This is a genomic window from Bacillus subtilis subsp. subtilis str. 168 (assembly GCF_000009045.1).
GTDB classification, from domain to species: domain Bacteria; phylum Bacillota; class Bacilli; order Bacillales; family Bacillaceae; genus Bacillus; species Bacillus subtilis.
The window spans coordinates 3,770,327-3,785,397 of record NC_000964.3 but is presented as its reverse complement, the minus strand read 5'-3'; the positions used below and the strand labels follow the sequence as shown (position 1 = coordinate 3,785,397).

Sequence of the window (15,071 nt, the reverse complement as noted above, 5' to 3'; positions counted from 1 at the left end):
GTGAAACCTAAGTGAGCATCAAAGCTGAAGAGATTAGCACGCTGATAAAACAGCAAATACAAAATTATCAATCTGATATTGAAGTTCAAGACGTAGGTACAGTCATCCAAGTCGGTGACGGTATTGCACGTGTGCACGGCCTTGACAACTGTATGGCCGGTGAACTTGTCGAATTTTCAAACGGTGTTTTGGGTATGGCTCAAAACCTTGAGGAATCAAACGTAGGTATCGTCATCTTAGGACCTTTCAGTGAGATCCGTGAGGGAGACGAAGTAAAAAGAACAGGCCGCATCATGGAGGTTCCTGTTGGTGAAGAGTTAATCGGCCGTATTGTAAACCCGCTAGGCCAGCCGGTTGACGGACTAGGCCCGATTCTGACAAGCAAAACTCGTCCGATCGAAAGCCCTGCACCAGGCGTTATGGACCGTAAATCCGTTCATGAACCGCTTCAAACCGGTATCAAAGCGATCGATGCACTGATTCCAATCGGCCGCGGCCAGCGTGAGCTGATCATCGGTGACCGTCAAACAGGTAAAACATCTGTTGCGATCGATGCGATCCTGAACCAAAAAGACCAAGACATGATCTGTGTATATGTTGCGATCGGCCAAAAAGAATCAACAGTCCGCGGCGTAGTAGAAACATTGCGTAAACACGGCGCGCTTGATTATACAATTGTTGTAACGGCGTCTGCGTCACAGCCGGCACCGCTTCTGTACCTGGCACCGTATGCTGGGGTTACAATGGCAGAAGAATTTATGTACAACGGCAAGCACGTTCTTGTTGTATACGATGATCTTTCTAAACAAGCGGCCGCTTACCGTGAGCTGTCCTTGCTTCTTCGCCGTCCGCCAGGCCGTGAAGCGTTCCCTGGGGATGTATTCTATCTTCATTCCCGTCTGCTTGAGCGTGCAGCAAAGCTTAGCGACGCGAAAGGCGCAGGATCAATTACAGCTCTGCCGTTCGTAGAAACACAAGCCGGAGATATCTCTGCTTATATTCCGACGAACGTCATTTCCATCACCGACGGACAGATCTTCCTGCAATCTGATTTGTTCTTCTCAGGCGTACGTCCAGCGATCAATGCCGGATTGTCTGTATCCCGTGTCGGCGGCTCAGCGCAAATCAAAGCGATGAAAAAAGTATCAGGTACTTTGCGTCTTGACCTTGCGTCATACCGTGAGCTGGAAGCATTCGCTCAATTCGGTTCTGACCTCGACCAAGCGACTCAGGCAAAACTGAACCGCGGTGCGCGTACAGTTGAAGTGCTGAAGCAGGATCTGAACAAGCCGCTTCCGGTTGAAAAGCAAGTAGCTATTCTTTATGCGCTGACAAAAGGATATCTCGATGATATTCCTGTGGCGGATATCAGACGTTTTGAAGAAGAGTACTACATGTACCTTGACCAAAACCATAAAGACCTGCTTGACGGAATTGCGAAAACAGGAAACCTTCCTGCTGATGAAGACTTCAAAGCTGCAATCGAAGGCTTCAAACGCACATTTGCACCAAGCAACTAACTCGAATGCTGATGAGAGAAAAAGGTTCTCTTTTTCTCTCTTTTTACGCAGATGAAGAGAAAAGGTGGTGAAATCTTTGGCCTCATTACGCGATATTAAGTCAAGGATCACGTCAACGAAAAAAACAAGTCAGATTACAAAAGCCATGCAGATGGTATCTGCGGCTAAGCTGAATCGTGCTGAAAACAATGCAAAATCATTTGTGCCATATATGGATAAAATCCAAGAGGTTGTGTCAAACGTCGGAAGAGTTTCCGGCAACGTGAAGCACCCGATGCTTCTCAGCAGAGAAGTGAAAAAAACGGCATACCTTGTCATTACGTCTGACCGCGGTCTTGCCGGCGCTTTTAACAGTTCGGTTTTACGGAGTGCTTATCAGGCCATGCAAGAACGTCATCAGTCTAAGGATGAGTATGCGGTGATTGCCATCGGAAGAGTGGGCCGTGATTTCTTTAAGAAACGGGAGATTCCGATCATTTCCGAGTTAACAGGACTTGGAGATGAAGTAACGTTTACAGAAATTAAAGATCTTGCCCGTCAAACGATTCAAATGTTTATAGACGGTGCGTTTGATGAATTGCACCTTGTTTATAACCATTTTGTCAGCGCCATTACTCAAGAAGTAACGGAGAAAAAACTTCTGCCGTTATCTGATTTGGGCAGCGGCGGCGGAAAAAGAACGGCGTCTTATGAATTTGAACCATCTGAAGAGGAGGTTCTGGAGGTTTTGCTTCCTCAATATGCAGAAAGCTTAATCTTCGGTGCGCTTCTTGACAGTAAAGCAAGTGAGCACGCTGCAAGAATGACGGCGATGAAAAACGCGACAGACAACGCGAAGGAACTTATCGATTCACTTTCGCTTTCTTACAACCGCGCTCGCCAAGCAGCCATCACACAAGAAATTACGGAAATTGTCGGCGGAGCAGCCGCTTTAGAATAGAAAGATTTTGTCAGGAGGGATAGCGATGAAGAAAGGACGCGTTAGCCAGGTATTAGGACCGGTCGTCGACGTGCGTTTTGAAGACGGTCACTTGCCTGAAATTTATAATGCGATTAAAATTTCACAGCCAGCTGCAAGTGAAAACGAAGTAGGTATTGATTTAACGCTTGAGGTCGCTCTTCATTTAGGTGATGATACAGTCCGTACAATCGCAATGGCATCTACAGATGGTGTTCAGCGCGGTATGGAAGCTGTAGATACAGGAGCGCCAATCTCAGTACCGGTTGGTGATGTAACACTTGGACGTGTATTTAACGTTCTCGGAGAAAATATTGATTTGAATGAGCCGGTTCCTGCGGATGCGAAAAAGGATCCGATTCACAGACAGGCGCCTTCATTCGATCAGCTTTCAACAGAAGTTGAAATTCTTGAAACAGGTATTAAAGTTGTTGATTTGCTTGCTCCTTACATTAAGGGCGGTAAAATCGGATTGTTCGGTGGTGCCGGTGTAGGTAAAACCGTATTAATCCAGGAATTAATCAACAACATCGCGCAAGAGCACGGCGGTATCTCTGTATTCGCCGGCGTAGGAGAGCGTACTCGTGAAGGGAACGACCTTTTCTACGAAATGAGTGACTCTGGCGTAATCAACAAAACAGCCATGGTATTCGGACAAATGAACGAGCCGCCGGGCGCACGTATGCGTGTTGCTTTGACAGGCCTTACAATGGCTGAGCACTTCCGTGATGTACAAGGACAGGACGTACTGTTCTTCATCGATAACATTTTCCGTTTCACACAAGCGGGTTCAGAGGTTTCAGCCCTTCTTGGCCGTATGCCTTCAGCGGTTGGTTATCAGCCGACGCTTGCAACTGAGATGGGTCAGCTCCAAGAGCGTATCACGTCTACGAACGTTGGATCAGTTACATCTATCCAGGCGATCTACGTGCCTGCCGATGACTACACTGACCCGGCGCCGGCGACAACGTTCGCTCACTTGGATGCGACAACAAACCTTGAGCGTAAATTAACTGAAATGGGTATTTACCCTGCGGTTGATCCGTTGGCATCTACATCACGCGCCCTTGCTCCTGAAATTGTTGGAGAAGAGCACTATGCGGTTGCGCGTGAAGTACAGTCAACGCTTCAGCGTTACAAAGAGCTTCAGGATATCATTGCGATTCTCGGTATGGATGAATTAGGCGAGGAAGACAAACTTGTCGTTCACCGCGCACGTCGTATCCAGTTCTTCCTTTCTCAGAACTTCCACGTGGCTGAACAGTTCACTGGACAAAAAGGTTCTTACGTGCCTGTAAAAGAGACGGTACAAGGCTTCAAAGAAATCTTAGCCGGTAAATATGACCATCTTCCAGAAGATGCATTCCGTCTTGTAGGCCGTATCGAAGAAGTTGTTGAGAAAGCAAAAGAAATGGGTGTAGAAGTTTAATCTGGTCCTAGGAGGGTAAAAGCATGAAGACCGTTAAAGTCAATATCGTTACTCCCGACGGCCCAGTATACGATGCGGATATCGAAATGGTGAGTGTGAGAGCCGAAAGCGGCGATCTCGGTATTTTGCCAGGCCATATTCCAACCGTGGCTCCTCTTAAAATCGGCGCTGTCCGTCTGAAAAAAGACGGGCAGACTGAAATGGTTGCCGTCAGCGGCGGTTTTGTAGAAGTCCGTCCTGATCATGTCACCATCCTTGCCCAGGCTGCCGAGACAGCGGAAGGCATCGATAAAGAGCGCGCTGAAGCTGCACGCCAGCGGGCGCAGGAGCGTTTGAATTCTCAATCAGATGATACTGACATTCGTCGGGCTGAGCTTGCGTTACAGCGGGCTTTGAACAGATTGGATGTAGCAGGGAAATAAGAAAAAATCCTTCTCTTTATGAGAAGGATTTTTTTATGAACGCACAAGAGAATCAAACAGCGACAGCAACGGGCGATCCTCTTTTGGACGCAGGTATAAACCATCACAGGCATTCATTGTATGCCACGATTTGCGATGTCTTCTAAAGCCAAGTGTATAAGCGCCGTCTTTATAGGGATAAGGTTTTACAACCCATTCAGCATCTTCATGGCGGGCAATCACACAATCTATAAGATAAACACTGATCATTTTCTCGAATTCTTCAATAGGAAGATTCCAATCAGCAAGCAAAAGTTCTTGTATACTTTGAAAATAGAGGTTTTCAAGCTCTTCAAGGCTTTCTCTCGTATAGGTAAGAGAAATGTTAAAAAACTGACACAATTCATTCAGTTCTTCAATCTGTGACTGTCTATAATCATAATAGAATGCAATTGCTTCCCATTCCTGATCAAAAATTGGCAGGTCCTCACCATATTGCTTTTCAGGCTGAAAAAAAGAATGATTCACATTTGCCAGCTCCTTTCCAATAAAGTATACCATGTAAAAGAATCGCACTTTAAGCGGGGATTAGCCCTAGATTTGGCTGATTATTCCGTTCTGTATAAAATGTATCATCTTTATCTGTGCTTCTTATATAATAAGAAAGGGTATGAACGCAGAGAAAGGAGTGTAATAGATGAGTGTATTGGGACAGCAGGCTGCAATCGGCATTGTCGTTCACCTGATTTTTATAGCAGTGACTTGGTGGGCGTTGCAAGCCGTCAATATAGATCCGTTAATCAAAAAAGGCAAAGTCGTGCAGGCAAGACTCCTGATGATTTTGCTGACAATCGCCATTGGAACGGCCGTTGCCAATTTCTTTTTAGATTACCTCAATTATTCACAGCAGCTTCCCTATCTATTTTAATAGGTTTTGAACATTATTAAATGGTTGGGAGAAGCGGGTTGAAGCGAATAGCTCGAGTTTTGACGAAGATTTTTACGTATGGCGCCTCTTGCCTCCGGTAAAACTGGGGATAAGGGGGAGAGATGAACATGAAGAAAAAACAAGTAAGCCACGCTATTATCATTTCCGTCATGTTAAGCTTCGTCATTGCTGTTTTCCATACCATTCATGCGAGTGAATTAACGCCGTTAGCACAGATGGCAGAGGGGATGGAACGTCAAGATGTGTCAATAGATAAGTGGACATTGCATGCAAAACAAAACTTGTCACTGACCGAAAAAGAATTTTATCAAAAAGTGCAACGTTTAAAACAAGAGTATCGTCAATATGATTGGGTGATTGCACGGGAAGATAAAATGATAAAGGCAATTGGCACATATACTGACAAAAAAAATCGTACTTCTTTTAGACTGCAGCTTGTCACAACCCTCAAAAAACACAATCCAACTTCGTATTTATTATATGAGCAAATGAGTCTAGAGACACCGGATAGCTGGAATGATACATATGAACAGTTTGAACGGGAGACACTTGGGATATTCCAAGAAAAAGTAGTTATTTTTACTTGTCTAAATGGTCACTTAGATGATAATATGAATATTGTTTTGCAAAAAAAAGCAAATCAGTTATTAAATGAATTTCAAGCAAGATCAGTAGAACATGTAGTTGAGCCAAATTTCGTTTCTATTTCTGCGTTTACAGATGAGTGGGAAGAGTACATTATGACCTCGAAACATAAAATGAATTTGCAAATTGCACTTAGAAGTGCAGGAATGGGCGGAAAACATACCGTTACGGTTGGCACACCAATCGTTACGACTGAATATTAATATAGAGAATTTAGGGACGCGGAGGGGAATACCTTGGAAAAAATCATCGTCCGCGGCGGTCAGAAGTTAAACGGCACAGTCAAAGTTGAAGGCGCTAAAAATGCCGTTTTACCTGTTATCGCTGCATCTTTATTAGCAAGTGAAGAAAAAAGCGTAATTTGTGATGTACCTACGCTCTCCGATGTATATACAATTAACGAAGTGTTGCGTCATTTAGGAGCAGATGTGCATTTTGAAAATAATGAAGTGACTGTAAATGCTTCATACGCTTTGCAAACTGAAGCACCTTTTGAATATGTTCGTAAAATGCGTGCGTCTGTGCTTGTCATGGGGCCGCTTCTTGCGCGTACAGGTCATGCAAGAGTTGCACTTCCGGGCGGATGCGCAATTGGTTCCAGACCGATTGATCAGCATTTAAAAGGTTTTGAAGCAATGGGCGCAGAAATCAAAGTCGGTAATGGCTTCATTGAAGCTGAAGTAAAAGGCCGACTGCAAGGCGCAAAAATTTATCTGGACTTCCCAAGTGTAGGAGCTACAGAGAACCTGATTATGGCAGCCGCTCTAGCTGAAGGAACAACAACGCTGGAAAACGTGGCAAAAGAACCCGAAATCGTTGATTTAGCAAACTATATCAACGGCATGGGCGGAAAAATCCGCGGAGCTGGCACCGGCACCATCAAAATTGAAGGAGTCGAAAAGCTTCACGGCGTAAAACACCATATTATTCCTGACCGTATTGAAGCGGGCACATTTATGGTTGCTGCTGCAATCACTGAAGGAAACGTATTAGTAAAAGGAGCGGTTCCTGAGCACCTCACCTCTTTAATTGCAAAAATGGAAGAGATGGGTGTAACAATTAAGGATGAAGGTGAAGGTCTGCGTGTCATCGGCCCGAAAGAGCTTAAACCGATTGACATCAAAACAATGCCTCACCCGGGCTTCCCGACTGATATGCAGTCACAAATGATGGCGCTTCTGCTTCGTGCAAGCGGCACAAGCATGATTACAGAAACCGTTTTTGAAAACCGTTTTATGCATGCGGAAGAATTCCGCCGTATGAATGGTGATATCAAGATTGAAGGACGTTCTGTCATCATTAACGGTCCTGTACAGCTTCAGGGAGCTGAAGTTGCAGCGACTGATTTGCGTGCAGGTGCAGCGCTGATTCTTGCGGGGTTAGTGGCTGAAGGTCACACACGTGTTACTGAATTGAAGCACTTAGACCGCGGTTACGTTGATTTCCATCAGAAGCTTGCCGCTCTGGGCGCAGACATCGAACGTGTAAATGATGAGTCTGCTTCTGAGCAAGAGAATAAAGAAGTCGTTTCTGACTTAAATGCATAAACTTACTTGAAAATCAGTATGTCACTCTGGCATACTGGTTTTTTATTTTTTGTGTATTATCATCATTATGCGCAAAATAGCAAAAAAGAATACGTAAATGACAAATAAAGTTTCTGTCCAAAACGAGAGTCATATTAGCTTGTCCCTGCCCATAGACTAGACTAGAGTCGAATCCCGAGCAGGAGGCAGCTGAATATGAAACAATTCGCAATCACACTATCCGTACTATGTGCATTGATTCTCTTGGTTCCCACACTCTTGGTTATACCATTCCAGCATAATAAGGAAGCGGGGGCCAGCGTAGAATCAGAAAAGACAGCAGTCAGCACGAAACCAGCATCGAAAGGAGCAGAAACATTGAAAGCATCACCTGTTTCTATTCCCGTCTATCGAACCGCAAATCAATCCGTAGAAAACATTCCGCTTGAAGAGTATGTGATTGGAGTCGTCGCCTCCGAAATGCCGGCAACCTTTAAACCTGAAGCGCTGAAAGCCCAGGCGCTTGCCGCCAGAACATTTATTGTCAGACTGATGGTGTCAAATTCAGCGGTAGAAGCTCCTAAAGGCTCACTGGTGGATGATACACAGATGTTCCAGGTGTATAAAAGCAAAGCGGAGCTGAAAAAACAGTGGGGCACAAGCTATGAGACAAAACTGAAGAAAATCACAGATGCGGTAGCCAGTACGCAAGGCAAAATCTTAACGTACAACAACCAGCCGATTGAAGCATCCTTTTTCTCCACAAGCAACGGCTACACAGAGAATGCAGAAGCTTATTGGACAAGTGCTATCCCATATTTAAAAAGCGTCAAAAGCCCATGGGATAAAAAGTCTCCGAAATATAAGGCAACGAAAACCTTTACAGCGGCAGAATTTCAGCAAAAGCTTGGCGTCAAGCTGGATGGATCTAGCGCAGTAGGGAAGATTACCGGCGAGACACCGGGCCACCAGGTCGCAACTGCCGTCATTAACGGCAAGACGCTGAAAGGAAGAGACATACGTGAAAAGTTGGGTCTCAACTCCGCCGATTTTGAATGGAAGCGAAATGGAGACACAATTACAGTCACGACGAGAGGATTTGGCCACGGTGTGGGGATGAGCCAATACGGAGCGAATTTTATGGCCAAAGAAGGCAAAACGGTTGATGACATTGTAAAGTACTATTACCAAGGCACACAAATTTCTGAGGCAGATGCGTTTTTGAATAAATATATGGCGAAAAAGTAGAAAAAGACGCTCATTGGGCGTCTTTTTCTGTTCCTGAATATCTTTTATCTAAGAGTAGCTGAAACGGTTTAGAGGAGCTTCTGACCGTCTTTAAGGATCAGTCCTTTTTTCCTGATTTCAGGCTTTGAGATTGTGGTAAAGTCATCCACATTTGTCGACAGACTTCGACAGACTCATATAACGAAAGCCGAAAGGCGGACAATCTTCTCTTTTCATAGGGGCGTTAGGTGGAAATCACTAATAAAAACATAGGTTTCTATGCAAAAGTAAACAACAGCAATGGGGAAGCCCGCCCTATTTATTTCTCGGTTTTTGTTGATTACGATAGATTATGTTCAGCGTTGAACATCTGCACGCAGAAACAAATTGGTAAAGGGGTACGAACATGAAGAAAAGATTTTCACTGATCATGATGACAGGATTGCTTTTTGGATTAACTTCACCTGCTTTTGCAGCTGAAAAGACAGAAACGGAGGCTAAAGCGCCGGCGAACGTGGCGGTCTTGCTTGATGCCAGCGGAAGTATGGCGAAAAGAATAGATGGTGTATCTAAATTTAATTCAGCCAAAAAAGAAATTTCAAAGTTTGCGAGCTCATTGCCAGAAGGAACTCAGGTGAAAATGAGCGTGTTTGGCTCTGAAGGAAACAATAAAAATTCCGGAAAAGTTCAGTCATGTGAAGCCATTCGCAACGTATACGGCTTCCAAAGCTTTAACGAGCAAAGCTTCCTCAATTCTCTCAATACAATTGGGCCGACTGGCTGGACGCCAATTGCCAAAGCGCTGAACGAGGCGAAATCTTCTTTTGACCAGCTTGATGCAAAAGGGGAAAAAGTGGTGTATCTGTTGACAGACGGTGAGGAAACGTGCGGAGGAAACCCGATTAAAACAGCAAAGGAACTGCAAAAAGACAATATCACTGTTAATGTGATCGGCTTTGATTATAAAGAGGGATACAAAGGCCAGCTGAACGCAATTGCGAAAGTAGGCGGCGGTGAATACTTCCCGGCTTATACCCAAAAAGATGTTGAGAAAATTTTCACTCAGCAATCACTAATGTTATCTAAATAAGAAAAAAGAGGCTGGTGATGGTCAGCCTCTTTTTGTATGTAACAAAAACTTCAAAACTAATTAGCTGTCTGCCTGTAGCATAGTAGCAGATTTCCGTTTTTCTGTCATAATCAAGGCGAAAAAAGAATGAATGATCACACAAGCTGTTTATGCTTTCTGGGCGGAAATGGCTAAAAATGAACGGCATTTCAAGCGATTTTGGACAGATCGTGAAAGCAGCACAAAAGGCAGCATGTCCTATATCTTTTTGCATTTTCGTATTCTAGCATAAAGAAGAATCCAACATATAGTTGGAAAATATGAAAAAGAAAGGAAGTAATCATATGAAAAAATTGCTGGCTGCCGGTATCATTGGATTGTTGACTGTTTCCATTGCCTCCCCGTCTTTTGCCGCTGAGAAACAGGCTGATACAAATGTAGCTGTTTTGTTTGACGGAAGCGGAAGCATGGTTCAAAAAACAGGAGGAGAGCGCAAAATAGACATTGCCAAAAAATCAGTAAAATCTTTTGCCGAACTTCTTCCAAAGGATACAAATCTTATGCTTCGCGTTTTCGGGCATGCAGGGAACAATAAACTGTCCGGTAAAGCCCTTTCGTGCAGTACGACGGAAACCATTTACGGCCTTCATCCATATGAAGGGTCTCTGTTTGACAATTCATTGAGTGAGCTCAAGCCGACTGGATGGACACCGATTGCCAAAGCACTTGCAGACACAAGAAAAGAATTTGAAGCATTTGACGCAGACGGGAAAAACGTGGTGTATTTAATCACTGACGGTGAAGAAACGTGCGGCGGAGACCCTGCGGCGGAAATCGAAAAGCTCCGTGCATCAAATGTGGATACGATTGTAAACATCATTGGCTTCAACTTTGATGTCAAGGGTAATGAAGAGATGAAACAAGCAGCTGTCGCTGGCGGCGGAGAATATATTTCAGCGAACAGTGCGGATGAGTTCGAACAGGCTTGGGAAAAAGAAGCACAAAAATTTACTGAGTAAGGAACCTAAAGATCAGGCGCTCCCCCAGGCGCCTTTTTTATTGGTTTAAAAACAGTTTGGGCGGGAATGATACCCTAAAAAGGGGTTGAACATATGAAATTATTCGGAATGATTTTTCTTATAGCCACCGTTGCATTTATATTGCTTGGTGTTCTTCTAAAACTGGCAGCCTTCTTTTTTGTCAGCATTCTCACCTTGATCGCAGCTATTGTGCTGTTTACGGTTCTGAAAAAGAATCAGCATAATCAAACATAGAGTCCTTTATACAGAGGTGTCTCAGCGTGTCGACAAACCCCGCGTTCGTTGTCAATGCACATTGGTGCTCACGTGTTATAAAAGGAACGGCGGCTAAATGCTTAGGCGTCCTGCCTAAACACCGCCGTCATCACATCCTGTAAAAGCCCTTTATATAGAGGGCTCTTTTTGTGTCTCAGAATTCGACAAAATCCGAGGAGTGTGAAAAAATATAAAGGCAGGAACATTGCGGAGGGGAAGAGACATTGAACGATAAAGTAACTGCGGTCAGGGATGTATGGCGCTATGAACAAGGGGAAATAAGCAAAGTAGAAGACCGGATGGTGACGGAATTCCCTTTGACAGTGATACTGAATGGCAGTGAATTTGTGACGCTCGTTTGTACGCCTGAGCATATCGAAGAGCTTGTCATCGGATTTCTCGCATCAGAGGGTGTTATACGATTTCAAAAAGAAATTAAAAGGTTTACAATAGATGAAAGTCTCGGTTTTGTATATGTCGACCTCGTTCACCCTGAGACATTGGATCAAAAGGATTATACGAAACGGGTGATCGGCTCATGCTGCGGAAAGGGCCGTCATTTTTATTTTCAGCAGGATGTCAAAACAGCCAAGACGGCTGTCAGCCAAATCAAGATATCGCCTGAGGCATGTCTGGCGCTTATGAAAGACATGCAGCAAGGGAGCGGGACGTTTCAGGATACGGGAGGCGTCCATAATGCGGCGCTTTGCGACACAGAGAAGCTTCTGTTGATGCGCACAGATATCGGTCGGCACAACGCACTTGATAAACTATACGGACACTGCCTTCTAAACGGGATGTCCGTACGCGACAAACTGATTGTGTTCAGCGGCAGAATCTCATCAGAGGTCCTGTTAAAAGCGGCCAAAATCGGCGTGTCGATTGTCATTTCCAAATCGGCCCCGACGGAGCTTGCGATTCAAATGGCTGAAGAATTGAATATCACAGCGATTGGATTTGTCAGAAACGGATCATTTAATGTATATACACACCCTGAGAGAATCAGGGAGTAGGAAGGGGCTGTAGCTATGATTACAGAGTCGCGTCAGATGTTGGATAAAAGAAACAGACCGCTGAGAGACCTTCGCATTTCTGTTACAGACCGCTGCAACTTCCGATGCACGTACTGTATGCCCGCCGAATTATTCGGCCCGGATTATCCTTTTTTAAAGAAAGAGGAGCTGCTTTCATTTGAGGAGCTGGAACGGCTTGCGACATTGTTTGTCACAAGATTTGGCGTTGAAAAAATCCGCTTGACCGGCGGAGAGCCCCTCATGAGAAAGGATATGCCGGAATTAATCAAAAAACTGGCCCGCATACCGGGTATTCGTGACATCGCGATGACGACAAACGGATCACTGCTGCCTGTTTATGCTAAGAGGCTCAAGGAGGCTGGGCTGAAAAGGGTTACGATCAGCCTTGATTCTTTAGAAGACGAGCGTTTTAAGAAGATAAACGGGCGCGGTGTTTCTGTCAGCAAGGTGCTGGAAGGCATTGAAGCGGCGAAGCAAGCGGGGCTCGGTGTTAAAATCAATATGGTCGTTCAAAAGGGCGTCAATGAAAAAGATATACTGCCTATGGCCCGTTATTTTAAAGAAAAAGGGCATATCCTGAGATTCATTGAATTTATGGACGTAGGCAACACCAACCAATGGGAAAAGAAAGACGTCATGACAAAGGCGGAAATCATAGATTTGATCAATAAACACATGCCGGTTGAGCCGATAGCGCCTAATTATATAGGCGAAGTGGCTTCCAGATTCCGCTACTTGGACGGCTCCGGAGAAATTGGCGTCATATCATCTGTATCTGATGCATTCTGCGGATCTTGCAACAGAGCCCGTCTTTCTGCGAGAGGAGAGCTGTTTACCTGCTTATTCGCTTCAAGCGGATTTGACCTCAGAGCTCCGGTTCGCCAGGAATTAAGTGATGACGAACTATCAGAAATGATCGGGACAGTATGGAAAAATCGGATCGATCAGTATTCAGTCGATCGTACGCTATCAAAAGCATCTGGCAAAAAGAAAGTGGAAATGTCTTATATTGGCGGTTAATTTGAAGTCAAAAGCTTATCGGCACTGTCCGGTAAGCTTTTTTATTAGAATCCGAGTGCAAAAAATACGTAGAAAAACCGAAATATATAAGGATAGGCATAAAGAAGGAATCATTGTAAGAAAATTTAATTCCAAAGCCATACATTATGATAAAATATAACCAATTAGAAAATAGAAAGGGTTGGAGGGGCATGGCCGCGTACGAGATCCCGTCATCTCAAGTAGGAGTGAAAATCAATAAGTGGTATAAGCACATTTTAGCATTTCAAGTGGCTGATGCCGTAAAACTGAAAGAAGAAATTGATCTAGATATCGAACAGATGGAAGAGGATCAGCTGCTTCTCCTGTATTATCAGCTGATCAGCTACCGGCACCAAATTATGCTGGATTATGTAAAGCCTGACCTGCACGAGGAATCTCAGCTTCAATATCGTGAATTGATCAAAACGCTGGAAAGCAATCAGGACAGCATCTCCGGATTATCTGAGTATTATTTTCACTTGTTTAGAGGAATGTACGAATTTGAACAGAACAATTACATCTCGGCTATATCCTTTTATCGGAAAGCTGAGAAGATGCTTGCGTTTGTAGAAGATGAAATTGAAAGAGCGGAATTTCATTTTAAAGTGGCGGAAGTCTTTTATATTATGAAGCAGACGCACTTTTCCATGAACCATGCCGTACAGGCGCTGGAGACGTATAAGGCTCACGATTTTTACAGAGTCAGAAGAATTCAATGCCATTTCGTCATATCAGGAAACTACATTGACTACAGAAATTATGAAAAAGCGCTTGAACATTTAGATGACGCGTATCGCCTTGCTTTATTGGAAGGACAGCCCCGTTTGATCGGATCAGCCCTTTATAATATTGGTAATTGCTATGATGACAAGGGGGAGCTGGATCAGGCCGCCGAATACTTTGAAAAAGCGCTTCCTGTCTTCGAGGATTATCAGCTGGAACAGCTTCCAAAAGCGCTCTTCAGCCTGACTCGCGTTCTTTTCAAAAAACAAGATAGCGAAGCCGCGATACGGTACTATGAAAAAGGGATTGCCATTGCCCAAAAACGAAACGACTTCTTCAGTCTGGCAAAATATAAATTTCTGCAGGCATTATATGTGGAATCTGTCAATTTGAATATGATTCAAGAAGTATTTGATTATATGGAAGAAAAGGGCCTGTATGTATATATTGAAGAATTTGCTTTAGATGCTGCCTCTTATTTCAGTCATCGCGAACAATATAAAGAAGCGGTGTATTTTTATGAAAAAGCGGTCAGCATGAGAGAGATGATTCAAAGGAACGATTGTTTATATGAAGTATGAGACAAAACCATCTGCTGGCAGATGGTTTTTTTTTATGCAAAAAAAGGGGAGCATCGGAACGTTTATTTCCGGGGAGAACAGGAAAAATCGCTACAGCACTGTTTTTTGAACAAAAGCCGTTTTGGGATGCAGATATGCATGTGAGGGGGAATTCAATGTTTGGTTTTAATGATATGGTGAAGTTTCTGTGGTCTTTCCTCATTGTTCTGCCGCTTGTACAGATTATACATGTTTCAGGGCACAGCTTTATGGCTTTTATTTTTGGCGGAAAGGGATCGTTGGATATAGGCATGGGAAAAACGCTGCTTAAAATTGGACCCATACGGTTCAGAACGATTTATTTTATCGATTCTTTTTGCCGGTACGGGGAGTTGAAAATTGACAATCGATTCTCAAATGCACTCGTGTATGCAGGGGGCTGCTTGTTTAACCTCATCACGATTTTTGCAATCAATCTGCTGATTATACACAGTGTATTAAAGCCGAATGTGTTTTTCTATCAGTTTGTCTATTTTTCTACGTATTATGTGTTTTTTGCCCTGCTGCCGGTCCGATATTCGGAGAAAAAGTCATCAGACGGGCTGGCGATATACAAGGTGCTCCGTTACGGAGAGCGCTACGAAATCGATAAATAACATTAGAATGTTTATTGCCTCTCAGATCGGGAAGTTAA

Annotated in this window: 17 protein-coding genes; 16 read left to right on the top strand and 1 reads right to left on the bottom strand. The window is 44.0% G+C overall.

From position 1 onward, the window contains the following. Positions 1-11 precede the first annotated feature (11 nt). From atpA to atpC, 4 genes are all read left to right on the top strand, one after another. Positions 12-1,520: an ATP synthase (subunit alpha, component F1) gene (gene atpA, locus BSU_36830; protein NP_391564.1), complete on the top strand. Its 1,509-nt coding sequence runs from the start codon at positions 12-14 to the stop codon at positions 1,518-1,520. A 76-nt stretch (positions 1,521-1,596) separates the two neighbouring features. Continuing rightward, a complete protein-coding gene (gene atpG / locus BSU_36820; protein NP_391563.1) occupies positions 1,597-2,460 on the top strand; it encodes an ATP synthase (subunit gamma, component F1) in 864 nt (287 codons plus the stop codon). Between the two features lie 25 nt (positions 2,461-2,485). Next, complete coding sequence (gene atpD / locus BSU_36810; protein ID NP_391562.1) at positions 2,486-3,907, top strand: ATP synthase (subunit beta, component F1); 1,422 nt, start codon at positions 2,486-2,488, stop codon at positions 3,905-3,907. 23 nt (positions 3,908-3,930) lie between these two features. Continuing rightward, positions 3,931-4,329 carry an ATP synthase (subunit epsilon, F1 subunit) gene (atpC, locus tag BSU_36800; RefSeq protein NP_391561.1) on the top strand — a complete coding sequence of 133 codons (399 nt, stop codon included), beginning with the start codon at positions 3,931-3,933 and terminating at the stop codon, positions 4,327-4,329. 33 nt (positions 4,330-4,362) lie between these two features. Here atpC and ywmA read toward each other — a convergent pair whose 3' ends face one another. Then, entirely contained in the window at positions 4,363-4,836 is a 474-nt protein-coding gene (gene ywmA / locus BSU_36790; RefSeq protein NP_391560.1) for a hypothetical protein, read from the bottom strand. 169 nt (positions 4,837-5,005) lie between these two features. Between ywmA and ywzB the strand changes: the two genes are divergently transcribed. From ywzB to ywmF, 12 genes are all read left to right on the top strand, one after another. Continuing rightward, a complete protein-coding gene (gene ywzB / locus BSU_36780) occupies positions 5,006-5,236 on the top strand; it encodes a hypothetical protein (protein ID NP_391559.1) in 231 nt (76 codons plus the stop codon). A gap of 128 nt (positions 5,237-5,364) precedes the next feature. Continuing rightward, entirely contained in the window at positions 5,365-6,105 is a 741-nt protein-coding gene (gene ywmB / locus BSU_36770; protein NP_391558.1) for a hypothetical protein, read from the top strand. Between the two features lie 33 nt (positions 6,106-6,138). Continuing rightward, positions 6,139-7,449, top strand: a complete 1,311-nt coding sequence (gene murAA / locus BSU_36760) for a UDP-N-acetylglucosamine 1-carboxyvinyltransferase (RefSeq protein NP_391557.1) — start codon at positions 6,139-6,141, stop codon at positions 7,447-7,449. Positions 7,450-7,644: 195 nt separating this feature from the next. Further along, complete coding sequence (gene spoIID, locus BSU_36750; RefSeq protein NP_391556.1) at positions 7,645-8,676, top strand: lytic transglycosylase; autolysin required for complete dissolution of the asymmetric septum (stage II sporulation); 1,032 nt, start codon at positions 7,645-7,647, stop codon at positions 8,674-8,676. A gap of 385 nt (positions 8,677-9,061) precedes the next feature. Further along, on the top strand, positions 9,062-9,745 hold the full coding sequence (gene ywmC, locus BSU_36740) for a hypothetical protein (protein NP_391555.1): 684 nt from the start codon (positions 9,062-9,064) through the stop codon (positions 9,743-9,745). Positions 9,746-9,875: 130 nt separating this feature from the next. After that, a complete protein-coding gene (locus BSU_36739; protein YP_009514009.1) occupies positions 9,876-10,016 on the top strand; it encodes a hypothetical protein in 141 nt (46 codons plus the stop codon). Between the two features lie 52 nt (positions 10,017-10,068). Further along, positions 10,069-10,743 (top strand): hypothetical protein, encoded by a 675-nt coding sequence (gene ywmD / locus BSU_36730; protein NP_391554.1) that lies wholly within the window; start codon positions 10,069-10,071, stop codon positions 10,741-10,743. Positions 10,744-10,836: 93 nt separating this feature from the next. Continuing rightward, positions 10,837-10,998, top strand: coding sequence for a hypothetical protein (ywmE, locus tag BSU_36720; protein ID NP_391553.1), 162 nt, complete (start codon positions 10,837-10,839; stop codon positions 10,996-10,998). A 245-nt stretch (positions 10,999-11,243) separates the two neighbouring features. Beyond that, on the top strand, positions 11,244-12,032 hold the full coding sequence (gene fdhD, locus BSU_36710) for a protein sulfur transferase involved in molybdenum cofactor synthesis (RefSeq protein NP_391552.1): 789 nt from the start codon (positions 11,244-11,246) through the stop codon (positions 12,030-12,032). 15 nt (positions 12,033-12,047) lie between these two features. Continuing rightward, positions 12,048-13,073, top strand: coding sequence for a GTP 3',8-cyclase (gene moaA, locus BSU_36700; RefSeq protein NP_391551.1), 1,026 nt, complete (start codon positions 12,048-12,050; stop codon positions 13,071-13,073). A 191-nt stretch (positions 13,074-13,264) separates the two neighbouring features. Continuing rightward, entirely contained in the window at positions 13,265-14,398 is a 1,134-nt protein-coding gene (rapB, locus tag BSU_36690; protein NP_391550.1) for a response regulator aspartate phosphatase, read from the top strand. 134 nt (positions 14,399-14,532) lie between these two features. Beyond that, on the top strand, positions 14,533-15,033 hold the full coding sequence (gene ywmF, locus BSU_36680) for a putative integral membrane protein (RefSeq protein NP_391549.2): 501 nt from the start codon (positions 14,533-14,535) through the stop codon (positions 15,031-15,033). Positions 15,034-15,071: the final 38 nt, after the last annotated feature.

Coding starts and splice junctions, on each gene's coding strand:
- ywmC (NP_391555.1), top strand. CDS start 9,062: ATGAAGAAAAGATTTTCACTGATCATGATGACAGGATTGCTTTTTGGA.
- atpC (NP_391561.1), top strand. CDS start 3,931: ATGAAGACCGTTAAAGTCAATATCGTTACTCCCGACGGCCCAGTATAC.
- moaA (NP_391551.1), top strand. CDS start 12,048: ATGATTACAGAGTCGCGTCAGATGTTGGATAAAAGAAACAGACCGCTG.
- ywzB (NP_391559.1), top strand. CDS start 5,006: ATGAGTGTATTGGGACAGCAGGCTGCAATCGGCATTGTCGTTCACCTG.
- BSU_36739 (YP_009514009.1), top strand. CDS start 9,876: ATGATCACACAAGCTGTTTATGCTTTCTGGGCGGAAATGGCTAAAAAT.
- ywmB (NP_391558.1), top strand. CDS start 5,365: ATGAAGAAAAAACAAGTAAGCCACGCTATTATCATTTCCGTCATGTTA.
- ywmE (NP_391553.1), top strand. CDS start 10,837: ATGAAATTATTCGGAATGATTTTTCTTATAGCCACCGTTGCATTTATA.
- rapB (NP_391550.1), top strand. CDS start 13,265: ATGGCCGCGTACGAGATCCCGTCATCTCAAGTAGGAGTGAAAATCAAT.
- atpD (NP_391562.1), top strand. CDS start 2,486: ATGAAGAAAGGACGCGTTAGCCAGGTATTAGGACCGGTCGTCGACGTG.
- spoIID (NP_391556.1), top strand. CDS start 7,645: ATGAAACAATTCGCAATCACACTATCCGTACTATGTGCATTGATTCTC.
- ywmF (NP_391549.2), top strand. CDS start 14,533: ATGCATGTGAGGGGGAATTCAATGTTTGGTTTTAATGATATGGTGAAG.
- ywmD (NP_391554.1), top strand. CDS start 10,069: ATGAAAAAATTGCTGGCTGCCGGTATCATTGGATTGTTGACTGTTTCC.